The organism is Pseudomonas sp. NPDC089741 (assembly GCF_044748825.1).
Lineage (GTDB): Bacteria > Pseudomonadota > Gammaproteobacteria > Pseudomonadales > Pseudomonadaceae > Aquipseudomonas > Aquipseudomonas helmanticensis.
Genome location: NZ_JBIVGT010000038.1, coordinates 1 through 23,460, shown reverse-complemented (window position 1 = coordinate 23,460; position 23,460 = coordinate 1). Strand labels below are relative to the sequence as shown.

Genomic DNA, 23,460 nt, shown 5'->3' with positions numbered 1-23,460 from the left:
ATAATTCAGGTCGGCGTATTGCGAGAGTACAACTCGGTCAGTCCCCTCTCCCTCTGGGAGAGGGCTAGGGTGAGGGGCTCTTGCTCTTGCGCTCGATGAGTCATTCACCACCTGAATAGCAGACAACCCCAAATCCCCAGCTAATCTTGTGCCCAGCTCCCACATCTATAAGAGGCTGCGCACGATGAGTCTGTCCCAGTTCAAAATCGCTCACAAACTGATCACCGGCGCCGCCGCCATCGAACAACTGGCCGCCGAACTCACGCGCCTCGACATCGACAACCCGCTGATTGTCACCGACGCCGCGCTGGTCAAATCTGGCACGGTCGAGCTGGCGCTGGTGCAACTCGGTGGGCGTGACTACGAGATTTTCGACCGCGTGCTGCCCGACCCGGAAATCGCCATCGTCGAGGACTGCATGCGCGTTTACCGCGAGGGAGGGCATGACGGTTTGATCGGCCTCGGTGGCGGCAGCGCCATCGACATCGCCAAAAGTGTTGCCGCCTATGCCGGTTACCACGGCGCGCTGGAAGACCTGTTCGGCGTCGACCAGGTGCCGCGCAAAGGCCCGCCGCTGATCGCCATCCCGACCACCGCCGGCACCGGTTCCGAAGTCACCAACGTGGCAATCCTCTCGGACAAAGTCGCACAACTGAAGAAAGGCATCGTCAGCGACTTTCTATTACCGGACGTCGCGCTGGTCAGCCCGCAGATGACCCTGACCTGCCCACGCAGCGTTACCGCCGCCAGTGGTGTTGACGCGTTGGTGCACGCCATCGAATCCTATCTGTCGGTGAACGCCTCGCCGATCACCGACTCCCTGGCCATTGGCGCGATAAAACTTATCGCCAAAGCCCTGCCCAAGGCTTATGCCAATGGCGCCAACCTGCAAGCCCGCGAAGACATGGCCACCGCCAGTTTGATGGCCGGCATGGCGTTTGGTAATGCCGGGGTCGGCGCGGTGCATGCGCTGGCGTATCCGCTGGGCGGGCGTTTCAACATCGCCCATGGCGTGAGCAATGCCCTGTTGCTGCCCTATGTCATGACCTGGAACAAGATGGCCTGTGTCGAACGCATGCAGGATATTGCCGAAGCCATGGGCGTAAAGACCGCTCATCTGAGCGCAGCCGAGGCGGCGGACAAAGCCGTGCAGGCGATGACCGATTTGTGCGCAACGGTGGAAATCCCGGCCGGTTTGCGCAGTTTCGGTGTGCCGGAAGAGGCGATCCCAGCGATGGCGGTGGAAGCCGCGGGGATCGAGCGCTTGATGCGCAATAACCCGCGCAAACTCAGCGCCGTCGATATCGAGAAGATCTACCGAGCGGCGTACTGATCATCGCGGTCACGGTGCGCGCGCTCAAGCATGAGGCTACAATGCGCGCCATCGTGATTTAGCTCAGAAAAGGTGCGTCATGCAGCCCTTCGTAATTGCTCCGTCGATTCTCTCCGCCGACTTCGCCCGCCTCGGCGAGGAAGTGGACAACGTTCTCGCCGCTGGCGCCGACTTCGTTCACTTCGACGTCATGGACAACCACTACGTGCCGAACCTGACCATCGGTCCGATGGTTTGTGCGGCATTGCGCAAGTACGGCGTCACCGCGCCGATCGACGCGCACCTGATGGTCAGCCCGGTAGACCGTATCGTCGGCGATTTCATCGAAGCCGGCGCGACCTACATCACCTTCCACCCGGAAGCCACGCTGCACGTCGATCGTTCGCTGCAACTGATACGTGAAGGCGGCTGCAAATCCGGTCTGGTGTTCAACCCGGCGACCCCGCTGGACGTGCTCAAATACGTGATCGACAAAGTCGATATGGTCTTGCTGATGAGCGTCAACCCAGGCTTCGGCGGGCAGAAGTTCATTCCCGGCACCCTCGACAAACTGCGCGAAGCGCGGGCGATCATCGATGCCTCGGGCCGTGACATCCGTCTGGAAATCGACGGCGGCGTCAACGTCAACAACATCCGCGAAATCGCTGCGGCTGGCGCTGACACTTTTGTCGCCGGCTCGGCAATCTTCAATGCGCCGAACTATCAGGAAGTCATCGACAAGATGCGTTCCGAACTGGCGCTGGCTCGCCCATGAGCGGGTTTGAGCAGCTGTTCCCGGGAAAACTGCCTCGGCTGGTGATGTTCGATCTGGATGGCACGCTGATCGACTCGGTTCCGGACCTGGCAGCAGCGGTGGACAACATGCTGCTCTCCCTCGGCCGCAAGCCTGCCGGCATCGAATCGGTGCGCGAGTGGGTGGGCAACGGCGCGCCGGTATTGGTGCGCCGCGCTTTGGCCGGTAGCATCGATCATTCGGCGGTGGATGACGTCGAGGCCGAACATGCGCTGGAAGTGTTCATGGAGGCTTACGCCGCCAGCCACGAGCTGACCGTGGTCTATCCCGGCGTGCGCGACACCCTCAAGTGGCTGCAAAAGCAGGGTGTGGTCATGGCGCTGATCACCAACAAGCCGGAGCGCTTCGTCGCGCCGCTGCTGGATCAGATGAAAATCGGTCGCTATTTCAAGTGGATCATCGGTGGCGATACCTTGCCGCAGAAAAAACCTGACCCGGCGGCGCTGTTCTTCGTGATGAAAATGGCCAATATCCCGGCCTCGCAATCGTTGTTCGTCGGCGACTCGCGCAGCGACGTGCTGGCGGCGAAAGCGGCGGGGGTCAAATGCGTGGCGCTGAGTTATGGCTACAACCATGGCCGGCCAATTGCCGAGGAATCGCCGGCATTGGTGATCGACGATCTGCGCAAACTAATTCCCGGTTGCCTCGTCACGGCCGCTGAGATAACGTTGCCCGACGCTTCTCAATCCCATTCTGGAAACGCCATCGTGGTGGTCACTCGCAAACTCTGGATGAAAGTCATCAAGGCCCTGGCCCGCTGGCGTTGGCGCGCCTGACTTGTTCCTCGCCGGCCTGCCGGCACGTTTGCCTACCTGACTGATTTGCCCCTCACACCACGAGGCACCTTATGATCCGCGAAGAATTCCTGCGCTTGGCCGCTGACGGCTACAACCGCATCCCGCTGGCCTGCGAAACCCTGGCCGACTTCGACACGCCGCTGTCGATCTACCTGAAACTGGCCGACCAGCCCAACTCCTACCTGCTCGAATCGGTGCAGGGCGGCGAGAAATGGGGCCGTTATTCGATCATCGGCCTGCCATGCCGCACGGTCATGCGCGTTCACGACCATCACGTCAGCATCACCGTCGATGGCGTCGAAACCGAAAGCCACGACGTCGAAGACCCGCTGGCCTTCGTCGAAACCTTCAAGGCACGCTACAACGTGCCGACCATCGCTGGCCTGCCGCGTTTCAACGGCGGCCTGGTCGGTTACTTCGGTTACGACTGCGTGCGTTATGTCGAGAAGCGCCTGGGCAAGTGCCCGAACCCGGATCCTTTGGGTGTGCCGGATATTTTGCTGATGGTTTCCGATGCCGTCGTGGTGTTCGACAACCTCGCTGGCAAGATGCACGCGATCGTGCTGGCCGACCCTGCGCAGGCCGATGCCTTCGAACAAGGTCAGGCGCAATTGCAGGCGTTGCTGGAGAAACTGCGTCAGCCGATCACCCCGCGCCGTGGCCTGGATTTCAGCAAGCAGCAGTCGGCTGATCCGGTGTTCCGTTCGAGTTTCACTCAGGACGACTACGAAAAAGCCGTCGATACCATCAAGGAATACATCCTTGCCGGTGACTGCATGCAGGTTGTGCCGTCGCAGCGCATGTCGATCGACTTCAAGGCTGCGCCGATCGATCTGTATCGCGCACTGCGTTGCTTCAACCCGACGCCATACATGTACTTCTTCAACTTCGGCGACTTCCACGTCGTCGGCAGTTCGCCGGAAGTGCTGGTGCGGGTCGAAGACAACCTGATCACCGTGCGCCCCATTGCCGGTACACGCCCACGTGGCGCGACCGAAGAAGCCGATGTGGCGCTGGAAGAAGATCTGCTGTCGGATGAAAAGGAGATCGCCGAGCACTTGATGCTGATCGACCTGGGTCGTAACGACACCGGTCGCGTATCGGAAATCGGTTCGGTGAAACTCACCGAGAAGATGGTCATCGAGCGTTATTCCAACGTGATGCACATCGTCTCCAACGTCACCGGCCAGTTGAAGGCCGGGCTGACGGCGATGGACGCGCTGCGGGCGATTCTGCCGGCGGGCACTTTGTCCGGCGCGCCGAAGATTCGTGCGATGGAAATCATCGACGAACTTGAACCGGTCAAGCGTGGTGTGTATGGCGGCGCGGTCGGTTACTTCGCCTGGAACGGCAACATGGACACTGCGATTGCGATTCGCACGGCGGTGATCAAGAACGGTGAACTGCACGTGCAGGCCGGTGGCGGCATTGTCGCCGACTCGGTACCGGCGCTGGAATGGGAAGAAACCCTGAACAAACGCCGCGCGATGTTCCGCGCCGTTGCCCTGGCCGAACAAACCCCGGACTGATCGCAGATCCCTAGTGGGAGAGGCCATGTGTGGTAAGGGGATTTATCTGTGGTGTGGGATTCATTGTGGCGAGGGGATTTATCCCCGCTCGGCTGCGCAGCAGTCGTAAAACCATTACATGCGGTTTGCCTGATACACCGCGGTGTTTGGTTTAGGGGCTGCTTCGCACCCCAACGGGGATAAATCCCCTCGCCACAGGTTAATGTCTCTCACCCCAGAAATGATCCATAAAAAGCGGCGCCTGTGAGGGCGCCGCTTTTTTATGACCTGCAACAACCCTCCGTAGGAGCTGCCGCAGGCTGCGATCCTTTGATCTACCGCTTAAAAATCCAGCACCACCCCAACATTCAAACCCTGCTGGGTAAAGTCATCATCCTTGCGGAACGTATACCCGCCACGCAGCGCCAGATCAGCGGTGAGCTTGTGGCTGACGCCCAGACTCAACCGGTTCAAATGGCTCTGCGGCGTGTAACCCTCAAGTTTGAAGTCGTTCGCCGGCAAGGTATTGAGTGCGATGTTGACCTTTTGCACGTCATCCTCGTACTCACGCTCGTGAGCGTACTCACCATACACCTGGGTTTGCGGAGTGAAGTTGTACTTGCCCTGCAAGCCGAGGCCGAGGCGTTTCGAATCGCGGGTCTGGTCGTCAAAGGTCAGGGCCGTGGCGCGGTTGCTTTTCTCCGAGTAACCGTCGACATCGACGCTGGCGTAGTCGGCGCTGATGAACGGCGACAGGTGCCACTCGCTGCCCGGCTGGGCAATGTCATAACCGATACGCGTGCTGAACGCCCACAGGCTGCCGTCGGTATCGCCTTTTTCTGCACCTTCGCTGACGCCCAGATCAAACTTGCGCTTGAGGTTGTCGTACTCGAGTTTGCCGCCGGTCAACGCCATGTCAGCCCACCAGCGATTCTGCTGGAACTGGGCGAACGCGGTGGCCATGTAGCTGTTGAGTTTGTAGTCGGAATCGTTATGACCAGCCTCGAGGTTCTGCCGGTAGAAACCGCCCGCCACACCGACACGCCACGCCTCGTTGAGACGATAGCTGCCGCCGACGTTGAGGTTGTAACCGCTGCCATCGGCGCTGGCGCCGCTGCTTTGGCTATCGACGTCGACATGCTGACCACCCGCTGAAACGATCGCGCGCCATTGGCCAACCGCTTGCCAGTTTTCCCAATCGGCTTGCCATTGGCTGCGCAGTTCATCCTGATGCGCGCGGACGGTGGCGTGGGCCATTTCCGGCAGCAATGTCAGTTCCCATGGCGCCGCCAGCAGGGAATAGGCGTAGTCGGAGATCAGTTTCTGGCCGGCTTCGGTCGGGTGCACGCCGTCGTTGTAGATCAGCTTGCTCGGATCCGGGGTCGCACTGTTGATGCCGTAACGGGCGTTTTCCGGGCAACTGCTGCCGCTGAAGCAGGTCGCGGTCAGATTCTGATCGGTGGCCAAGCCAAAGCGCCCGGGATTGGCGAACACTTCCGACAGCAGTACCGGAATGTTCAACGGAATGATTTCGGCGTTGATGCCTTGCAGGCGTGTCACCAACTGGCTATTGAATTGCGCGGCGAGCTGGCTGCTGAACGACTGCAGCGGTGTGCCATTGATCGCCGGAGTCAGGCCGACGTCAGGCAGCAACCAGACCATCACGTATTTGGCGCCGGCGGTTTGCAGCGCTTGCACACTGTCGGCCAGGCGATCGGCGCCGGCATTGGCTTGCGGCAGGCTGAGAATGCGACCCTGGAGGAAGTCGTTACCGCCGCCGGAAATGTAATACAGCGCATTCGGGTCGGCACGGAAGCCGTTCGATGGCAGGTAACCGGCGCGGGTGCGTTCGCCTGTGGCGGATTGTGTAGTGATCGAATCGAGGATCTGATCGGTTCGATAACCGCCAACCGCCCAGTTATTGCCGTCGGGCTGACCGTTTTCGGCGCGCACTGCCGAACTCGATGAAGCTGTCTGATCCGGGGTGAAGCCCAGTCGTCCACCGAGTAATTGCGTGGAGTTCAGCGAACGTACTTCGCCGCTGCCATCCAGGTAAACCGGGCCGGTGCGGTTGGTGTAACGCTGGGTGGCACCGGCCGGGCCGCCGGTGTCCCTGAAGGTGCCGGCATCGTTGAGGCTGTCGCCAAACACCACGAAATTCGAGTAAGGATTGGGTGCGGCATTGGCCTGGGCACAGGCCAGTGCGAGGAGGCAGCCGGCCAGCGGTACAAACAACGTCTGTTTGATCATGAGCAAGTCCGTTTATTTATTGTTGTAGGTGAACGAAACGACAGTACCAAAAACTTCCGGCCTTTTGCCATCGGTCGCGAATCCTCCCCTGGATTTATCCCCCAAAGCCCCGGCCATATTGCACGCTCCGCCCAGCTAAGTTACTGTGCCGGAACGTATGAACGAGACCTTCCCCGTGTTGATCACCAGCAAACTTCTGGATCAAGTCATCAAGGCACACGCCCGCTGGCGTTGGCGCGCCTGAATCTTTTCTGCCGGCCCCGCCGGATCTGTATCGCTTTGCCTTCCTTGCCTGTTTGAAATGCCGCTGTGCCGACGCGTCTACCTGCGTCCGACATCGTGCAGCGCCCTGCGGGCAAGTCATCTGAAGGCTGTCTCCAAGTCAGAATTCAAGAGGTTCGAAACGCCATGTTGCTGATGATCGACAACTACGACTCCTTTACTTACAACGTTGTGCAATACCTCGGCGAGTTGGGTGCCGAAGTCAAAGTAGTGCGCAACGACGAATTGACCATCGCCGAAATCGAAGCACTCAAGCCTGAGCGCATCGTGGTATCGCCAGGCCCTTGCACGCCGACCGAAGCCGGCATCTCCATCGAAGCCATCAAGCACTTCGCCGGCAAACTGCCGATCCTCGGCGTCTGCCTTGGCCACCAGTCCATCGGTCAGGCCTTTGGCGGTGACGTCGTGCGTGCGCGTCAGGTAATGCACGGTAAGACTAGTCCGGTATTTCACGAGGACAAGGGTGTTTTCGCCGGTCTGAATCATCCGCTGACGGTTACCCGCTATCACTCGCTGATCGTCAAGCACGATACTTTGCCCGATTGCCTGGAACTGACCGCGTGGACTCAGCACGATGACGGTTCGGTCGACGAAATCATGGGCCTGCGTCACAAGACCCTGAACATTGAGGGCGTACAGTTCCACCCCGAGTCGATCCTGACCGAGCAGGGTCATGAACTGTTTGCCAACTTCCTCAAACAAACCGGCGGCACGCGCTAAGGACTTCCCGTGAATATCAAGACAGCCCTGAGCCGTATCGTCGATCACCTCGACCTCAGCACCGATGAAATGCGCGATGTGATGCGTGAAATCATGACCGGCCAATGCACCGACGCGCAGATCGGCGCGTTCATGATGGCCATGCGCATGAAGAGCGAGAGCATCGACGAGATCGTCGGCGCCGTGTCGGTCATGCGTGAACTGGCCGATCAGGTTGAACTGAAAACGCTCGACGGCGTGGTCGATGTGGTCGGCACCGGCGGTGACGGTGCGAACATCTTCAACGTGTCGACGGCTTCTTCCTTTGTTGTCGCGGCGGCTGGCTGCACGGTGGCCAAGCACGGTAACCGCGCGGTCTCGGGCAAGAGCGGCAGTGCCGACTTGCTCGAAGCTGCCGGCATCTACCTGAACCTGACGCCGGTTCAGGTCGCACGTTGCATCGACAACGTCGGCATCGGTTTCATGTTCGCCCAGACCCACCACAAAGCCATGAAATACGCCGCCGGCCCGCGCCGCGATCTCGGCCTGCGTACGCTGTTCAACATGCTCGGCCCGCTTACGAATCCGGCCGGTGTGAAACATCAGGTGGTGGGCGTGTTCACCCAGGCACTGTGCCGGCCATTGGCCGAAGTGTTGCAGCGTCTGGGCAGCAAGCATGTGCTGGTGGTGCATTCGAAGGATGGCCTGGACGAGTTCAGTCTCGCCGCGCCGACGTTTGTCGCCGAGCTGAAGAACAACGAAATCACTGAGTATTGGGTCGAGCCGGAAGACCTCGGCATGAAGAGCCAGAGCCTGCACGGTCTGTCGGTCGAAGGCCCGGAGGCGTCGCTGGCGCTGATCCGCGATGCACTGGGCAGGCGCAAGACCGAGAACGGCCAGAAAGCGGCCGAAATGATTGTGCTCAACGCCGGCGCCGCGCTGTATGCCGCCGACGTGGCCAGCAGTTTGAAACAGGGCGTGGAGCTAGCGCACGACGCTCTGCACACCGGTCTCGCTCGGGAAAAGCTCGAGGAGTTGGGTGCCTTTACCGCGGTATTCAGAGTGGAGAATGAGGGATGAGTGTACCGACGGTTCTGGAAAACATTCTGGCGCGCAAAGTTCAGGAAGTTGCCGAGCGTAGCGCCCGCGTCAGCCTGAGCGAGCTGGAAAGTCTGGCCAAGGCGGCCGATGCACCTCGCGGTTTTGCCAATGCGTTGCTGACGCAGGCGAAGAAAAAACAGCCTGCGGTGATTGCCGAAATCAAAAAGGCTTCGCCGAGCAAAGGCGTGATTCGCGAGAGCTTCATTCCCGCCGACATCGCCAAAAGCTACGAGAAGGGCGGGGCGACCTGTCTGTCCGTACTGACCGATATCGATTATTTCCAGGGCGCCGATGCTTATCTGCAGCAGGCCCGTGCTGCGTGCAGTCTGCCGGTGATCCGCAAGGACTTCATGATCGATCCGTACCAGATCGTCGAAGCCCGCGCGCTTGGCGCCGACTGCGTGCTGCTGATCGTCTCCGCGCTGGATGACGTGAAAATGGCCGAGCTGGCCGCCGTCGCCAAAAGCGTCGGCCTCGATGTGCTGGTGGAAGTGCACGACGGCGATGAGCTGGAGCGCGCGTTGAAAACCCTCGACACGCCGCTGGTCGGGGTTAACAACCGCAACCTGCACACCTTTGAAGTCAGCCTGGAAACTACCCTCGACCTGCTGCCGCGCATTCCGCGCGATCGCCTGGTGATTACCGAGAGCGGCATCCTCAATCGTGCCGATGTCGAACTGATGGAAATCAGCGACGTGTATTCGTTCCTGGTCGGCGAAGCGTTCATGCGTGCGGAAAATCCGGGCACTGAACTGCAGCGCTTGTTCTTCCCGGAGCGTGGCGTGCCGATCAGCGGTTCGACCCTCGACTGACCGAGTCGACCTCATTCGCGAGCAGGCTCGCTCCTACAGGGGAACGCGTTCCAATTGTAGGAGTGAGCCTGCTCGCAATGAGGTACTAGAAATCCCTAAAGATTCCAAATCTGCCGGAGCCCTCAATGTCGCTGCCCACCCCCCTGACCATCGAAGCCGGCCTGCAAGCCGAACAGGATTTGCTGGCCTCGGTCTGCGGCGGCGACTCAGAATTCGGCCTTCTATTCTGGCAACCCAGCGATCGCGCCTTGGTCATGCCACGCCGCCTCAACCGCTTACCCGCTTTCGATCACGCCTGCGAAGTCTCCGCCGCTGCCGGCTGGCCTGTTCTGCTGCGTGAAACCGGCGGCGAGCCCGTCCCGCAATCCGCCGCCACGATCAATATCGCTTTGGTCTACGCGCCACCGCGCAGCGAAGGCGATCTGAACCGCATCGAAACCGGCTATCGCCGTCTCTGCGATCCGATCTGCCAGTTGCTCGATGAGCTGGGCGGCACGGCATCATTGGGCGAAATTGATGGCGCATTCTGCGATGGTCGTTTCAACGTCAATCTCGACGGCCGCAAAATGGTTGGCACCGCACAACGCTGGCGCCAGAGTCAGGGCGGACAGCGTCCGGTCGGTCTGGTCCACGGAGCGATGCTGATGGATAACGAGCGCGAGTCGATGGTCGCAGCGGTCAATCGCTTCAACGAAGCGTGCGGCCTGGAGCAGCGGGTGAGGGCGCAGAGCCACATTGCCCTGCATGAGAAATTCGACGCGCCAGATGCCTTGGCGCGTCTTGATGAACTGTTTCGTCTGATGCTGGCGCAGATGTACAGCGCCTGAGTTTCGGCTTTAGCGGGTACCGAAGACCACCATGGTCTTGCCCTTCACATTCACCAGGTTGCGTTCTTCAAGATCCTTGAGCACGCGACCAACCATCTCCCGCGAACAACCGACAATCCGGCCGATCTCCTGACGCGTCACCTTGATCTGCATGCCGTCCGGGTGGGTCATCGCATCTGGCTGCTTGCACAGTTCCAGCAGGCAACGCGCGACTCGACCGGTGACGTCGAAGAACGCCAGGTCGCCGACCTTGCGCGTGGTATTGCGCAGGCGTTGTGCGATTTGTCCGCTGAGCACGTAAAGAATGTCCGGATCCTGCTGCGACAGTTCGCGGAACTTGGCGTAGCTGATTTCTGCCGTTTCGCATTCGACCTTGGCCCGCACCCAGGCACTGCGCTCCTGCTCCAGGCCTGCTTGCTCGAACAGGCCCAGTTCGCCAAAGAAATCCCCGGCATTGAGGTACGCAATGATCATCTCGCGGCCGTCGTCATCCTCGATGAGGATGGTCACCGAACCCTTGATGATGAAGTACAGCGTGTCCGAGCGGTCGCCGGCACAGATGATGTTGCTCTTGGCCGCATGACGGCGGCGCTGACAATGCATCAACAGCTTGTCGAGGTTCTTGATTTTGGGTGTGGGGGTAATAGCAACCATGGTTGTATCCCGAAAAGACTGCACGGTAATGTTTGATTTTTTTATGAGGCGCTGAAGGCGGTCGCTACACAGCTGACATGGGCGCCAGCGAATTGGCGCCAGCTTAACAGACACTTCGTCGCAAATTCGAGAAATTACCTACGTTGCAGAGGCATCGGTCCTAGGAACGACGCTCGCTGCCAGAGCAAAGCCCTGTGCTAAGCTGGCGACCCTTTTTTTACAGTGGAGTCTTGGCGATGAAGGCACGCATCCAATGGGCTGGCGAAGCCATGTTCCTCGGCGAATCCGGCAGCGGTCATGTCGTGGTAATGGACGGTCCGCCGGACGCCGGTGGTCGTAATCTGGGTGTTCGTCCGATGGAAATGCTCCTGCTGGGTGTCGGCGGTTGCAGCAACTTCGACGTGGTCAGCATCCTGAAGAAGTCGCGTCAGGCCGTTGAAAGCTGCGAAGCCTTCCTCGAAGCCGAGCGCGCGACCGAAGATCCCAAGGTATTCACCAAGATTCACATGCATTTTGTGGTCAAGGGCCGTGGCCTGAAAGAAGCTCAGGTCAAACGCGCCATCGAACTGTCCGCGGAGAAATATTGCTCGGCCTCGATCATGCTCGGCGCGGCTGGCGTGGCAATCACCCACGATTACGAAATCGTCGAACTCGGTTGAACCGACATTCAACTATCATAAAAGCAGTGCAGACTCTGGCGATCCCCCGCTGACGTCTGCATAATGCGCCACTTTTTTCAGGGCAGTGATCGGTCAGTCGACGGGTCATCCGCCTGAACAGATAACCAAAATCGCCATCGCGAAGAGGTGTTAACCGTCCTACGCAGGTGCGTTGTTCGCATTTGACGGGCATGCTTGATCACGCGGCCGGGCCGCATACATAGAGAGTTTTTAACGGTGAAAAGCAAACTCAAGCTCCACGGGTTCAATAACCTGACAAAGACCTTGAGCTTCAACATCTATGACATCTGCTACGCGGAAACCCCGCAAGACCAGCAGGCTTACGTCGAGTACATCAATCAAGAGTACAACGCGAAACGCCTGACGCAGATTCTCACAGAAGTTGTCGAGATCATTGGTGCCAACATCCTGAACATTGCCAGTCAGGACTACGAGCCTCAGGGTGCCAGCGTCACGATTCTGATTTCTGAAGAGCCGGTGACCCCGACTGAAAGTCAGATCGAAGAATCCCCGGGTCCATTGCCCGAAATCATCCTTGCCCACCTCGACAAGAGTCACATCACGGTGCACACCTATCCGGAGATCCATCCGGACGCTGGTATTGCGACTTTCCGTGTGGACATCGACGTGTCGACCTGTGGCGTAATTTCACCGTTGAAAGCGCTCAACTTCCTCATTCACCAGTTCGATTCGGACATTGTGACTGTGGATTACCGTGTGCGTGGCTTCACCCGTGACGTTGAAGGCAACAAGCACTTCATCGATCACGAGATCAACTCGATCCAGAACTATCTCTCCGAAGACACTCGCGACGCGTATCAGATGACCGACGTGAACGTGTACCAGGAAAACCTGTTCCACACCAAAATGCTGCTGAAGAACTTCGAACTGGATAACTACCTGTTCGGCGACGCCACCAGCAACCTGTCCGCCGAGCAGCGTGCTCAGGTGACTGATCGGGTGAAACACGAAATGCTTGAAATCTTCTACGCGCGCAACATGCCGACCTAAGATTTCCGGGCACAAAAAAAGGCGACTGTCTCAGGGCAGTCGCCTTTTTTATTACTGAAACAAAGCCCCCTGTAGGAGCGAGCCTGTTCGCGATGAGGCCCTCAGCACCAACACAGACCTCAAATCCGATAAGTACTCTTGGTCATCACCTTCGCCAGAATACTCATCCCGAACTTCACCGGCGCCGGAAAGCGGAAACCCCCAGCCTCCAGCGCACTCTCCGCATGATGTTCTTCATCAATGCGCATCTGCTCGAGAATCGCCCGGGACTTTTCGTCCTCGGCCGGCAATTGTTCCAGATGTTCATTCAAATGTTTACACACCTGATGCTCGGTCGCCGCGACGAACCCGAGGCTGACCTTGTCGCTGATCAACCCGGCAACTGCGCCGATGCCGAACGACATGCCATAAAACAGCGGATTCAAAACACTGGTATGGCTGCCTAACTGGTGAATGCGCTGTTCGCACCAGACCAGATGATCGATCTCTTCTTCGGCAGCGTGCTCCATGGCCTCGCGTACCTGCGGCAGCTTGGCGGTCAGCGCCTGGCCTTGATACAGCGCTTGGGCGCAGACTTCACCCGTGTGGTTGATGCGCATCAGGCCGGCGACGTGACGGGTGTCTTCGTCGCTCATCTGCGTGTCCGGCTGCAGGATTGCTGGCGACGGACGGTACGGCTGGCCACTGAAGGGCAGCAAGGTACGCATCGCGGCATCGGCTTGCAGCAGAAGACGGTCAATCGGCGAGTAGTGACGTTGGGTAGTCATGCTGACCTCCGGGAAGAATCTCGGCGGCCAGTTTAACCGAATCGGCCGGGGAAGGTTTGCGCTGGGTCATTTGCCACGCTTTATGTGCTGGATGTACGGGGTGTGCTTTATGTAGGAGCTGCCGAAGGCTGCGATCTTTTGATCTTGTTATTGCTAACTCGAAGATCAAAAGATCGCAGCCTTCGGCAGCTCCTACAGGTGACAAACCGCAGGCCTGGTCGGTGAATCTTAACCCGGTGGCCAGTTCATCTGGCGCTGACCGAGGACGTGCATATGAATGTGATAGACGGTCTGCCCGCCCTTTTCATTGCAGTTCATCACGACCCGGAAGCCTTCCTCGCAACCTAGCTCCAGCGCCAGGCGCTGCGCGGTGAACAGGATATGCCCGGCCAATGCCTTGTCGTCTTCGGTCAGGTCATTGAGGGTGCGTACCGGTTTTTTCGGGATCACCAGGAAATGAACCGGTGCCTGAGGGGCGATATCGTGGAAGGCCAGAACCTGGTCGTCCTCGTAAATGATCTTGGCCGGGATTTCCCGGTTGATGATCTTGGTGAACAGAGTATCCACTGCTGTTTTCTCCGTTGTATGGGCTGGCCTGAGTGTACTCATGGGAAATCAACCCGCCCAGTGTTTTGCCGCAGGACCGTTCAGCGCGGGCAGTAAGCCTTGTTGACCATGCCGACGATGGTGCGATTGAGCCAGCGCGAGCCGAGTCGTGGCAGGAAGGCGAACCAGCGGTTGCGTCGTCCCGGAATGATGATCGCGCGGTTCTTGGCGAGGGCGCGCACGGTGTACAGCGCGACTTCCTCGGGGCTCATCAACAACTTGCTGTCTTTGAGTTTGTCGCTGTTCAGTTGCGCCGTGCGGAAAAATGCCGTGCGGGTCGGGCCGGGGCAGAGCACCGAAACCTTCACCGCACTTTGCTTGAGTTCAACCCGCAGCGCCTCGGAAAAGTGCAGCACGTAAGCCTTGCTGGCGTAATACGTGCTCATCCATGGCCCGGGATTGAACGCCGCCACCGAGGCGACATTGAGAATCTGCCCGCCGCCCTGCAGCGCCATGCTGTTGCCGATTGCATGGCACAGACGGGTGAGGGCGAGGATATTCACCTCGATCAGATCCTGCTCGGTCATCCAGTCCTGGGCAAGGAACGGCCCGCAGGTGCCGATGCCGGCGCAGTTCACCAGTAAATCGATCTGCCGGTCGCCTTCTTCCAGCTCAAGCAGAAAACCGGACAAGCGCAAAGGTTCGCCCAGGTCGCAAGCGCGAAACAGCACCTCGACGCCGAAACGTTGGGTCAACTCTATCGCGATACTTTCCAGCTGATCACGCTGTCGTGCCACCAGAATCAGGCTGCGGCCACGGCGGGCCAGCGCTTCGGCCATGGCCAGGCCGATGCCGCTGGAAGCGCCAGTGATCAGAGCGTAACGGGTCATGCAATTCTCCATCGCAACAGCTCCGCGCCGACGACGCGGGTGTCACGGCGGGGAGCGCTGTTCATTCTTTCGCAGAGTCTACAGGGGCCTGCGCCGCTTCGGCTGCATCGTCGGCGGAATTCGCTGCGGGTTCGACTTCCACGTCGATCTCGTCAGTGGTCACCGAGCCGCTTTCGTAGCTGCTTTCCAGATTGCTTTCGTATTCCTGCTGGATGGCCGAGATTCCGCCAAGAATGCCTCCGACAAAAAACAGCGCGATAAACACGATCCACAGCGAACACAGGACCTTGACCGCCGTGCTGTTCGGTGGCGGTGGCGGGCCATAGCGGTTGGCGACGCTATTGCCCGGAACGATCATGACCACAAACGGGAAGAAGCTGCCCACGAAAGGTACCAGGGTCAGCAACCAGAGCCAGCCGGACCAGCCAATATCGTGCAGGCGTTGGACACTGAACATGATGCTGGCGATGAGCAGTGCCAAGAACAGAAAGACCGCGAAGATGCCGCCGATGATCAGGCCGCTGGTGGAGTCGGCACCGACGAGTCCCAGCGCGATCAATGCAAAGATGCCGATAATCGGCAGCGTCACCAGCGTCAGCACCATCGACCAGGCCAGGTAGCGCAGACGACCGATCCGGCCTTCCACACTAAACGGTTTGAGCGTGGCAAACGCTGGCAGGCTTTCGCCGACGTTCGCGCGAGGTGGCGCGTACGGCGAACTCGGTTCCATCACGGCCGCGGTGTGTTCGTGCACATCCGACAGATTCAGTTCGATGGGGGTTTCGCTTTCGATGCGGGCATTGATGCCGGTTTTGTTCAGCGCTTGCAGATAGGTCTGCGCATCGCTGTGGGAGAGATCACGCTTGATTGCGACGACACTGCCATTGAAGAGCCGTTCGATGGCGGCTACTTCGCTTTTGAACAGGTCGGCCAGATTGAGTTTGGCAGTGGTGATGTCGACACCGGGCTGTAGAGCACCGTCGAAAACGATCTTGTAACGGGTGTCACTCATGGCCGAGGCATCCTTGTCGCGAATAGATTGAAAGGTCGTCAGTGTAAGGCCTGTCCGCTAGCGACTGGCCTGATTTTTTACCGTGGCCAGCGTTGTGGCAACTGCGCTGCGCGTTGCTGGGCCTGCCGGTATTCCGCATCAAGGCGAGCGATCAACTGATCGACGCTGGGCAGATCGTCAATCTGCCCGACGCCCTGGCCGGCCGACCACACAGTCTTCCAGGCTTTGGCTTCGTCGCTGATCGGTTTGAGCTTGTCGCCGAAGTTCACCTCGCCCTTGCCTTGCAGGGCGGCCATGTCGAAACCGGCCGCCTGCAGACTCTGGCGCATGAAACTGGCTGGGACGCCCGACACCGCTGGAGTATGGATGATGTCCGCAGCCTTGGCTGTCAGCAGCATCTCCTTGTAGGCGTCAGGCGCATGGCTTTCTGTGGTGCCGATAAATCGCGTACCGAAGTAGGCCAAATCCGCGCCGAGCAACTGCGCGGCGAGAATCTCATGGCCGTGGTTCAAACATCCTGCAAGCAACAGTGTCTTGTCGAAGAACTGGCGAATCTCGGCGATCAGTGCAAACGGACTCCATGTGCCGGCGTGGCCACCGGCGCCGGCCGCAACAGCGATCAATCCATCGACACCGGCCTCGGCGGCTTTCTCGGCATGTCGCCGGGTGGTGACGTCGTGGAAGACCAGGCCGCCATAGCTGTGCACGGCGTCGACCAACTCCTTCACCGCGCCGAGGCTGGTAATGACGATGGGGACTTTGTGCTCGACGCAGATATTCAGATCCGCCTGCAAGCGCGGGTTGCTGTTATGAACGATCAGGTTCACCGCGTAGGGTGCAGGGTTGTCCAGAGTCGCCAGTCCCGCTTCGATCTGTTCCAGCCAGGCCTTGAAGCCGCTGCTTTCACGCTGGTTAAGCGCCGGAAAACTGCCGACCACACCGTTGCGGCAACAGGCGAGCACCAACTCGGGGTTGGAAATCAGGAACATCGGCGCGGCAACGACAGGCAAACGCAGACGTTGTTCGAGCAGAGCGGGCAGCGACATGATGAACACCCCAGTGATCTGTAGTTATTGAAGTTAGAACGGCTTGACCACGACCAGAATTACGATAGCCAGCAATATCAGAACCGGCACTTCATTGAACCAGCGATAAAAGACATGGCTGCGGGTGTTCTCGCCACGGGCGAAACGTTTTACCTGCGCGCCGCACATATGGTGGTAGCCGATCAATAGAACCACGAGGGTCAGTTTGGCGTGAATCCAGCCACCCATGCTGAAGATGCCCGGGTTGAGGTAGATCAGCCAGCCGCCAAAGATCAGTGTGGCGATCATTGCCGGGCCCATGATGCCGCGATACAACTTGCGCTCCATGACGCTGAAGCGTTCTTTGCTGATCGTGTCTTCGCTTTGCGCGTGATAAACGAACAGTCGCGGCAGATAGAACAGTCCGGCAAACCAGCAAACGATGCTGACAATGTGAAAAGCTTTGATCCATAGATAGAGCATTTTTAGTTATTCCAGGTTCACGGTAAGCCGGATAGTAGAGGCTTGAGCGTCCGCACGTCACCTTGACGGTTGTCGCAGGGGCGCGCGGCCCCTATTATCGACGGCTTTCCAGTGGGTTCGTTGAGGGCAGGTTTATGGTCAAGGTCGGTATCGTCGGCGGCACGGGTTACACCGGTGTCGAACTGCTGCGTCTGTTGGCACAGCATCCGCAGGCAGAAGTGGTGGTGATCACTTCCCGATCCGAGGCTGGCCTGCCTGTGGCTGACATGTACCCGAACCTGCGCGGTCACTACGACGGCCTGGCTTTCAGCGTGCAGGACATCAAGACCCTGGGCGCTTGCGACGTGGTGTTTTTCGCGACTCCGCACGGTGTTGCTCATGCCTTGGCTGGCGAACTGCTCGCTGCCGGCACCAAGGTGATCGATTTGTCGGCGGACTTCCGTCTGCAGGACGCTGAGGAATGGGCCAAGTGGTACGGTCAGCCGCACGGCGCGCCAGAGTTGCTGGACGAAGCGGTTTATGGCCTGCCGGAAGTCAATCGCGAGCAGATCAAAAAAGCTCGCCTGATCGCCGTGCCGGGCTGCTATCCAACCGCTACGCAGTTGGGGTTCCTGCCGCTGCTGGAAGCCGGTCTGGCGGATACTTCGCGTCTGATCGCCGACTGCAAATCCGGCGTCAGCGGTGCCGGTCGTGGCGCCTCTGTAGGTTCGTTGTACTCCGAGACGTCGGAAAGCATGAAGGCTTACGCGGTGAAAGGTCACCGTCACCTGCCGGAAATTCGCCAGGGCCTGCGTCGCGCAGCGGGTAAGGACGTTGGCCTTACTTTCGTTCCGCACCTGACGCCGATGATCCGTGGCATTCACTCCACGCTCTACGCGACTGTGGTTGATCGCTCGGTGGATCTGCAGGCGCTGTTTGAAAAGCGTTATGCCAACGAGCCGTTCGTCGATGTGATGCCGGCTGGCAGCCATCCGGAAACCCGTAGTGTGCGCGGCGCCAATGTTTGCCGGATCGCGGTGCATCGTCCGCAGGATGGCGATCTGGTGGTGGTGCTGTCGGTGATCGACAATCTGGTCAAAGGCGCTTCGGGCCAGGCGGTGCAGAACATGAACATTCTGTTCGGGCTGGACGAGCGTTTCGGTCTGTCGCACGCCGGTATGCTGCCGTAACACTTTAATCTGTACAGCAAAAAGGCCCGTCATTCGGGCCTTTTTGCATTCTCGACCATGGGTCGGGTTTATTGATATACCGTAACAATAGTTGACCGATTTTCTAGGACAAGCGGATAATGCGCGTCATCACGCATTATGGCGGCGTAACGCCGGGAGATAGTCAGCATGAGCGTCGAATCCTTCACCCCCACGGCTTTGCAATTCACCCAAGGTGCTGCGCACAAGGTGAAGAGCCTGGTCGATGAAGAGGGGAATGATCGCTTGAAGCTGCGCGTATTCGTTACGGGCGGCGGTTGTTCAGGGTTTCAATACGGTTTCACCTTCGATGAAGATGTGGCCGAGGACGACACCATCGTCGAACGCGAAGGCGTAAGTCTGGTGGTTGATCCGATGAGCTTCCAGTACCTGGCCGGTGCTGAAGTGGATTACCAGGAAGGTCTGGAAGGCTCGCGCTTCGTGATCAAGAACCCGAACGCCACCACGACTTGTGGTTGTGGGTCTTCGTTCTCGATCTGATCGTTTTTCGTTCCAGATAACAAAACGCCGCAGAGCCTTACGGTTCTGCGGCGTTTTGCTGTGTGCGATTTAGTCAGGCTGGGTAGATGGCGCCGAGTACCCGAAGACCGCGTGCACCGGTGACACTGGGGCGATTGGCGGCGATGCCTTCGAGGCAGCAGTGAGCCAGCCAAGCGAAAGCCATGGCTTCGACCCAGTCTGGATCAACGCCGTGGGTCGCGGTGCTCGCAACCGTTGTATTTGGTAGCAGGTCGGCCAGCCGACTCATCAGTGTCGCGTTGTGCGCGCCGCCGCCGCAGACCAGCAGCTCTTGCGTATCGGCTTGAGCACTCTGCAGCGATTCGATGATGGTCAGGGCGGTCAGCTCAAGCAGGGTGGCTTGCACGTTCTCGGCAGCAAAGGCTGGCAGGCGTGCGAGATGTTGTTCCAGCCAAGGCAGGTTGAACACTTCGCGGCCGGTACTTTTCGGGCCTTTGGTGACGAAGAACGGATCGCTGAGCAGTGCCTTCAAAAGGGACGGTTCAACAGAACCTGTTTTTGCCCAGTCGCCATTGCGATCATAGTGTTCGCCACGCTGCTGGTGAATCCAGGCGTCCATCAGAACATTCCCCGGGCCGCAGTCGAAACCGGCTACAGGCCGGGTCGGCTCTATCAGGCTCAGATTGCTGAAACCGCCGACATTCAAGACGGCCTGGTTGCCGGTACGCTCTTCGAATAACGCTTCATGGAAGGCTGGAACCAGAGGTGCACCCTGGCCACCGGCAGCGACATCGCGGCTGCGGAAGTCGCTGACTACGGTGATGCCGGTCAATTCCGTCAGCAGGGCAGGGTTGCCGATCTGCACGGTGAAGCCGCGCGCCGGTTCATGGCGAATGGTTTGGCCGTGGCTGCCAATCGCACGAATGGCGTCGGGTTTGAGTTTCTGCTGATCGAGGAGAGTGTGGATGCCCTGCGCTGCGAGCTTGACCCAGTGTTGCTGGGCAATCGCCGAGCGGGCGATCTCGTCGGGGCCGCTGGCGCACAAGCCAAGCATCTCGGCGCGCAGGGATTCAGGCATGGGGATGTAGTGCGTGGCGACCAGTTTGATCGCCGAAGTCTGTTCGATCAGGGCGATGTCCAGGCCATCGAGGCTGGTTCCGGACATCACACCGATATAAAGAGCCATGGCTTAGCGCTTGCTCGAAGCCAGCATCGTGGCCTTCTCTTGATCCATACGCGCCATCAACGGCTGACTCTGAGCAAGGAAGCGAGCGCGCTCGGCTTTGGCGATCGGATCGGCCATTGGCAGCTTCTGACCCAGTGGATCGACGTGAACGCCGTTGACCTGGAATTCATAGTGCAAGTGCGGGCCGGTGGACAGGCCGGTAGTGCCGATATAGCCAATCACTTGACCTTGCTTGACGGTGCCGCCGGTTTTCACGCCTTTGGCGAAGCCCTGCATGTGGCCATACAGCGTACGGTAAGTGTTGCCGTGCTGAATGATCACGGTGTTGCCGTAGCCACCACGACGGCCAGCCAGCAGCACTTTGCCGTCACCGGCCGCCTTGATTGGCGTACCGCGAGGTGCGGCGTAATCGACGCCTTTGTGGGCGCGGATCTTGTTGAGGATAGGGTGCTTGCGGCCCATGGAGAACTTCGAACTGATGCGGGCGAAGTCCACCGGGGTGCGGATGAACGCCTTGCGCATGCTGTTGCCGTCTGCCGTGTAATAGCTGCTGTTGCCCTGTTTGTTGGTGTAACGCACGGCGGTGTAAGTCTTGCCGCGGTTAGTGAAGCGGGCCGACAGGATCGGGCCGGTACCGACGGCTTTACCGTTGACTACTTTCTGTTCGTAGATCACATCGAATTCGTCGCCAGGGCGGATGTCCTGGGCGAAGTCGACGTCGTAACCAAACACGCTGGCCATGTCCATGGTCATGCTGTGAGACAGCCCGGCGCGGGCGGCGGACTGTGACAAGGAGCTGTTGATGACGCCGTGAACGTAAGCGGTGCGAACGGTCGGTTTTGCGGTGACGCGGTTGAACGCGTATCCCTTGTCATTCTTGGTCAGGGTGATGGTTTCAACGTCACTGACCTTGCTGTGCAGGCTGGTCAACTGGCCTTCAGGGTTCAGTTCGAACTCGAGTTTCTGGCCATGCTTGAGCTGGCTGAACTGTTTGGCCTGTTTGTCGCTGGCCAATACTTCATGCACGGCGGCGGCCGGCAAACCGACCTTTTCGAACAGTGTAGACAGCGTATCGCCCTTGGCGACGACGACTTCGCGATGGCCGGGAGACTTGGGTTTTTCAGCTGTTGGCGCCGGTGCAGGCGCACTCTCTGCTGTTTGCGGGGTGTTTTCGTCAGCGTTTTCGATTTGCGCAAACGGCGAGGACACCGGTTCATTTGTGGCCTGAGCCGCGTCAGCAGCGTCTTGATCTTGTGTCAGTTGTTCAGCAGGACTTTCCAGTTCCAGGCTCAGGGTCGTCTTTTTGGCTTCAACATCACTGGAAGGAAATACCAGGAGTGCCAGGCTGAGAAGGGCGGCGATTCCACTTGCGGCAAGCAGGTGGGTCTTCGGGTAAAGCGGAGGCGCTTTAGACGGTTCTGTGGTCATAAGTAGTTTTTGACTTTGAAAAAAGATGAATTGGAAAAGATGAATGACATGATGAAGATGAAATAACTGTATAAAATATAACCAAATCATCTCTGAAGCAAGTCTGCAGGCACTCTGTCTGTGGATTGGTGTCCGTGCGCCGGGCAAAACTTGTAATTGGTGCGCGATCTTGTATGGTTGGTTCCCTTTGAATCTGAGCCTTGCGGGTCTGTTATGAAGTCGGTTGAAGAGCAGCTAGCGCTGATTAAACGTGGTGCGGAAGAACTATTGGTCGAGTCCGAGCTGATCGAGAAGCTCAAGCGCGGCCAACCGCTGCGTATCAAGGCTGGTTTCGATCCGACCGCTCCGGATCTGCACTTGGGTCATACCGTGCTTATTAATAAGCTGCGCCAGTTCCAGGAACTGGGGCATCAGGTGATCTTCCTTATAGGTGACTTCACCGGAATGATCGGTGATCCGAGCGGCAAGAGTGCGACACGTCCTCCGCTGACTCGCGAGCAGGTTCTGGAAAACGCCGAGACGTACAAGACTCAGGTGTTCAAGATTCTCGATCCGGCGAAAACCGAAGTTGCGTTCAACTCCACCTGGATGGATCAGATGGGGCCAGCGGACTTTATTCGTCTGACCTCGCAGTACACCGTCGCGCGCATGCTTGAGCGTGATGACTTCGATAAGCGTTACACCACCAATCAGCCAATCGCTATTCATGAGTTCCTGTATCCGCTGGTTCAGGGCTATGACTCGGTGGCTTTGCGTGCGGACGTCGAGTTGGGCGGTACCGATCAGAAGTTCAACTTGCTGATGGGGCGTGAACTGCAGCGTGGTTACGGGCAGGAGGCGCAGTGCATTCTGACCATGCCGTTGCTTGAGGGTCTGGACGGCGTGAAGAAGATGTCCAAGTCCCTGGGTAACTATGTCGGCATCCAGGAAGCTCCGGGCGTCATGTATAGCAAGTTGGTATCGATTCCGGATGCGCTGATGTGGCGTTACTTCGAGTTGCTCAGCTTCCGCTCGATGGATGAGATCAACGCATTGCGTGCTGATGTTGAGGCTGGCGCCAATCCGCGTGACGTCAAAATCAAGTTGGCTGAAGAGATCGTTGCGCGCTTCCATGGCGAAGAGGCTGCTGCCAATGCTCATCGTGCGGCAGGTAACCGTATGAAGGATGGCGAGCTGCCGGATGACCTGCCGGAGATCGAGCTGGCTTCCGCTGAAGACATGCCGATCGCAGCTGTCCTTAATAAGGCAGGTCTGGTGAAGAACTCGGCGGCGGCGCGCGACCTGCTGGCATCCGGTGGTGTGCGCGTTGATGGTGAGGTGGTTGATCGTTCCTTTATATACGTACTGGGCGCTACCCACGTTTGCCAGGCTGGCAAGAAGGCGTTTGCACGTATTACGCTGAAAACCGAGTAAAACTGAAAATAGGGGTTGACGGCGAATTTTAGATGTCTATAATTCGCCCCACTTCCGGCGCAGTCGAAACGGAAAACTCCTTGAGATTCAATGAGTTATGCAGGTTTCGACAGCAGGTGCTTCAGTTCATCGAAGACAGAAAGAAGTTGAAAAAGAGGTGTTGACAGCAGCGTGTAACGCTGTAGAATTCGCCTCCCGCTAACGAGAGATCGGAAGCGCAAGTGGTTGAAGTTGTTGAAGAATTCTTCGAAAACTTCTGAAAATAATCACTTGACAGCAAATGAGGCTGCTGTAGA

Annotated in this window: 23 protein-coding genes; 13 read left to right on the top strand and 10 right to left on the bottom strand. The window is 58.6% G+C overall.

What is annotated here, in order from left to right; all coding sequences use genetic code 11:
• The first annotated feature begins 184 nt into the window (after positions 1-184).
• From ACIPZE_RS25170 to trpE, 4 genes are all read left to right on the top strand, one after another.
• On the top strand, positions 185-1,333 hold the full coding sequence (locus ACIPZE_RS25170; protein ID WP_400776015.1) for an iron-containing alcohol dehydrogenase: 1,149 nt from the start codon (positions 185-187) through the stop codon (positions 1,331-1,333).
• A 79-nt stretch (positions 1,334-1,412) separates the two neighbouring features.
• Complete coding sequence (gene rpe, locus ACIPZE_RS25165) at positions 1,413-2,087, top strand: ribulose-phosphate 3-epimerase (protein WP_007918813.1); 675 nt, start codon at positions 1,413-1,415, stop codon at positions 2,085-2,087.
• Positions 2,084-2,902, top strand: coding sequence for a phosphoglycolate phosphatase (locus tag ACIPZE_RS25160; protein WP_283438592.1), 819 nt, complete (start codon positions 2,084-2,086; stop codon positions 2,900-2,902). Before rpe ends, ACIPZE_RS25160 begins: the two co-directional genes overlap by 4 nt.
• 71 nt (positions 2,903-2,973) lie before the next feature.
• Complete coding sequence (gene trpE, locus ACIPZE_RS25155; RefSeq protein WP_283438593.1) at positions 2,974-4,452, top strand: anthranilate synthase component I; 1,479 nt, start codon at positions 2,974-2,976, stop codon at positions 4,450-4,452.
• 321 nt (positions 4,453-4,773) lie between these two features.
• On the opposite strand, the gene estP is transcribed toward trpE, so the two are convergent.
• Positions 4,774-6,681 carry an esterase EstP gene (gene estP / locus ACIPZE_RS25150; protein WP_283438594.1) on the bottom strand — a complete coding sequence of 636 codons (1,908 nt, stop codon included), beginning with the start codon at positions 6,679-6,681 and terminating at the stop codon, positions 4,774-4,776.
• 408 nt (positions 6,682-7,089) lie between these two features.
• Here estP and ACIPZE_RS25145 point away from each other — a divergent pair, with 408 nt between their 5' ends.
• From ACIPZE_RS25145 to ACIPZE_RS25130, 4 genes are all read left to right on the top strand, one after another.
• Entirely contained in the window at positions 7,090-7,683 is a 594-nt protein-coding gene (locus ACIPZE_RS25145) for an aminodeoxychorismate/anthranilate synthase component II (RefSeq protein ID WP_095050324.1), read from the top strand.
• Between the two features lie 9 nt (positions 7,684-7,692).
• Positions 7,693-8,742, top strand: a complete 1,050-nt coding sequence (gene trpD / locus ACIPZE_RS25140) for an anthranilate phosphoribosyltransferase (RefSeq protein ID WP_283438595.1) — start codon at positions 7,693-7,695, stop codon at positions 8,740-8,742.
• Positions 8,739-9,575, top strand: coding sequence for an indole-3-glycerol phosphate synthase TrpC (gene trpC / locus ACIPZE_RS25135; protein ID WP_283438596.1), 837 nt, complete (start codon positions 8,739-8,741; stop codon positions 9,573-9,575). The genes trpD and trpC overlap by 4 nt, the downstream gene beginning before the upstream one ends.
• A gap of 125 nt (positions 9,576-9,700) precedes the next feature.
• Entirely contained in the window at positions 9,701-10,402 is a 702-nt protein-coding gene (locus ACIPZE_RS25130; RefSeq protein WP_283438597.1) for a lipoyl protein ligase domain-containing protein, read from the top strand.
• Between the two features lie 9 nt (positions 10,403-10,411).
• Here the strand turns inward: ACIPZE_RS25130 and crp are convergent, their stop codons facing one another.
• A complete protein-coding gene (crp, locus tag ACIPZE_RS25125; protein ID WP_283438598.1) occupies positions 10,412-11,056 on the bottom strand; it encodes a cAMP-activated global transcriptional regulator CRP in 645 nt (214 codons plus the stop codon).
• Between the two features lie 236 nt (positions 11,057-11,292).
• On the opposite strand from crp, the gene ACIPZE_RS25120 reads away from it, so the two are divergent.
• Positions 11,293-11,715, top strand: a complete 423-nt coding sequence (locus tag ACIPZE_RS25120) for an OsmC family protein (protein WP_003228794.1) — start codon at positions 11,293-11,295, stop codon at positions 11,713-11,715.
• Positions 11,716-11,952: 237 nt separating this feature from the next.
• Entirely contained in the window at positions 11,953-12,747 is a 795-nt protein-coding gene (gene speD, locus ACIPZE_RS25115; RefSeq protein ID WP_129395745.1) for an adenosylmethionine decarboxylase, read from the top strand.
• Positions 12,748-12,866: 119 nt separating this feature from the next.
• On the opposite strand, the gene coq7 is transcribed toward speD, so the two are convergent.
• The 6 genes from coq7 to hemJ all read right to left on the bottom strand — a co-directional run bounded on the left by coq7 (position 12,867) and on the right by hemJ (position 17,470).
• Entirely contained in the window at positions 12,867-13,514 is a 648-nt protein-coding gene (coq7, locus tag ACIPZE_RS25110) for a 2-polyprenyl-3-methyl-6-methoxy-1,4-benzoquinone monooxygenase (protein ID WP_008077993.1), read from the bottom strand.
• Positions 13,515-13,742: 228 nt separating this feature from the next.
• Positions 13,743-14,081, bottom strand: coding sequence for a histidine triad nucleotide-binding protein (locus tag ACIPZE_RS25105; RefSeq protein ID WP_003228789.1), 339 nt, complete (start codon positions 14,079-14,081; stop codon positions 13,743-13,745).
• A gap of 80 nt (positions 14,082-14,161) precedes the next feature.
• Positions 14,162-14,950, bottom strand: coding sequence for an SDR family oxidoreductase (locus ACIPZE_RS25100; RefSeq protein WP_129395744.1), 789 nt, complete (start codon positions 14,948-14,950; stop codon positions 14,162-14,164).
• Between the two features lie 61 nt (positions 14,951-15,011).
• A complete protein-coding gene (locus tag ACIPZE_RS25095) occupies positions 15,012-15,962 on the bottom strand; it encodes a DUF805 domain-containing protein (protein WP_129395743.1) in 951 nt (316 codons plus the stop codon).
• A 77-nt stretch (positions 15,963-16,039) separates the two neighbouring features.
• Entirely contained in the window at positions 16,040-17,008 is a 969-nt protein-coding gene (locus ACIPZE_RS25090) for an NAD(P)H-dependent flavin oxidoreductase (RefSeq protein ID WP_400776008.1), read from the bottom strand.
• Positions 17,009-17,041: 33 nt separating this feature from the next.
• Positions 17,042-17,470: a protoporphyrinogen oxidase HemJ gene (gene hemJ, locus ACIPZE_RS25085; RefSeq protein WP_242208925.1), complete on the bottom strand. Its 429-nt coding sequence runs from the start codon at positions 17,468-17,470 to the stop codon at positions 17,042-17,044.
• A gap of 134 nt (positions 17,471-17,604) precedes the next feature.
• Here hemJ and argC point away from each other — a divergent pair, with 134 nt between their 5' ends.
• Together argC and erpA are read left to right on the top strand one after the other, a co-directional pair.
• Positions 17,605-18,639, top strand: coding sequence for an N-acetyl-gamma-glutamyl-phosphate reductase (argC, locus tag ACIPZE_RS25080; RefSeq protein WP_400776004.1), 1,035 nt, complete (start codon positions 17,605-17,607; stop codon positions 18,637-18,639).
• 168 nt (positions 18,640-18,807) lie between these two features.
• Positions 18,808-19,158, top strand: a complete 351-nt coding sequence (gene erpA, locus ACIPZE_RS25075) for an iron-sulfur cluster insertion protein ErpA (protein WP_003228776.1) — start codon at positions 18,808-18,810, stop codon at positions 19,156-19,158.
• Positions 19,159-19,231: 73 nt separating this feature from the next.
• On the opposite strand, the gene ACIPZE_RS25070 is transcribed toward erpA, so the two are convergent.
• Together ACIPZE_RS25070 and ACIPZE_RS25065 are read right to left on the bottom strand one after the other, a co-directional pair.
• Positions 19,232-20,323 carry an anhydro-N-acetylmuramic acid kinase gene (locus tag ACIPZE_RS25070; RefSeq protein ID WP_283438600.1) on the bottom strand — a complete coding sequence of 364 codons (1,092 nt, stop codon included), beginning with the start codon at positions 20,321-20,323 and terminating at the stop codon, positions 19,232-19,234.
• A gap of 3 nt (positions 20,324-20,326) precedes the next feature.
• Positions 20,327-21,751 (bottom strand): peptidoglycan DD-metalloendopeptidase family protein, encoded by a 1,425-nt coding sequence (locus ACIPZE_RS25065; protein WP_283438601.1) that lies wholly within the window; start codon positions 21,749-21,751, stop codon positions 20,327-20,329.
• Between the two features lie 213 nt (positions 21,752-21,964).
• Here ACIPZE_RS25065 and tyrS point away from each other — a divergent pair, with 213 nt between their 5' ends.
• Positions 21,965-23,164: a tyrosine--tRNA ligase gene (gene tyrS / locus ACIPZE_RS25060; protein ID WP_283438602.1), complete on the top strand. Its 1,200-nt coding sequence runs from the start codon at positions 21,965-21,967 to the stop codon at positions 23,162-23,164.
• Positions 23,165-23,460: the final 296 nt, after the last annotated feature.

Coding starts and splice junctions, on each gene's coding strand:
- erpA (WP_003228776.1), top strand. CDS start 18,808: ATGAGCGTCGAATCCTTCACCCCCACGGCTTTGCAATTCACCCAAGGT.
- ACIPZE_RS25160 (WP_283438592.1), top strand. CDS start 2,084: ATGAGCGGGTTTGAGCAGCTGTTCCCGGGAAAACTGCCTCGGCTGGTG.
- rpe (WP_007918813.1), top strand. CDS start 1,413: ATGCAGCCCTTCGTAATTGCTCCGTCGATTCTCTCCGCCGACTTCGCC.
- estP (WP_283438594.1), bottom strand. CDS start 6,681: ATGATCAAACAGACGTTGTTTGTACCGCTGGCCGGCTGCCTCCTCGCA.
- argC (WP_400776004.1), top strand. CDS start 17,605: ATGGTCAAGGTCGGTATCGTCGGCGGCACGGGTTACACCGGTGTCGAA.
- ACIPZE_RS25120 (WP_003228794.1), top strand. CDS start 11,293: ATGAAGGCACGCATCCAATGGGCTGGCGAAGCCATGTTCCTCGGCGAA.
- trpE (WP_283438593.1), top strand. CDS start 2,974: ATGATCCGCGAAGAATTCCTGCGCTTGGCCGCTGACGGCTACAACCGC.
- ACIPZE_RS25100 (WP_129395744.1), bottom strand. CDS start 14,950: ATGACCCGTTACGCTCTGATCACTGGCGCTTCCAGCGGCATCGGCCTG.
- ACIPZE_RS25130 (WP_283438597.1), top strand. CDS start 9,701: ATGTCGCTGCCCACCCCCCTGACCATCGAAGCCGGCCTGCAAGCCGAA.
- coq7 (WP_008077993.1), bottom strand. CDS start 13,514: ATGACTACCCAACGTCACTACTCGCCGATTGACCGTCTTCTGCTGCAA.
- ACIPZE_RS25065 (WP_283438601.1), bottom strand. CDS start 21,751: ATGACCACAGAACCGTCTAAAGCGCCTCCGCTTTACCCGAAGACCCAC.
- ACIPZE_RS25095 (WP_129395743.1), bottom strand. CDS start 15,962: ATGAGTGACACCCGTTACAAGATCGTTTTCGACGGTGCTCTACAGCCC.
- tyrS (WP_283438602.1), top strand. CDS start 21,965: ATGAAGTCGGTTGAAGAGCAGCTAGCGCTGATTAAACGTGGTGCGGAA.
- ACIPZE_RS25090 (WP_400776008.1), bottom strand. CDS start 17,008: ATGTCGCTGCCCGCTCTGCTCGAACAACGTCTGCGTTTGCCTGTCGTT.
- trpC (WP_283438596.1), top strand. CDS start 8,739: ATGAGTGTACCGACGGTTCTGGAAAACATTCTGGCGCGCAAAGTTCAG.
- ACIPZE_RS25070 (WP_283438600.1), bottom strand. CDS start 20,323: ATGGCTCTTTATATCGGTGTGATGTCCGGAACCAGCCTCGATGGCCTG.
- crp (WP_283438598.1), bottom strand. CDS start 11,056: ATGGTTGCTATTACCCCCACACCCAAAATCAAGAACCTCGACAAGCTG.
- ACIPZE_RS25170 (WP_400776015.1), top strand. CDS start 185: ATGAGTCTGTCCCAGTTCAAAATCGCTCACAAACTGATCACCGGCGCC.
- hemJ (WP_242208925.1), bottom strand. CDS start 17,470: ATGCTCTATCTATGGATCAAAGCTTTTCACATTGTCAGCATCGTTTGC.
- ACIPZE_RS25145 (WP_095050324.1), top strand. CDS start 7,090: ATGTTGCTGATGATCGACAACTACGACTCCTTTACTTACAACGTTGTG.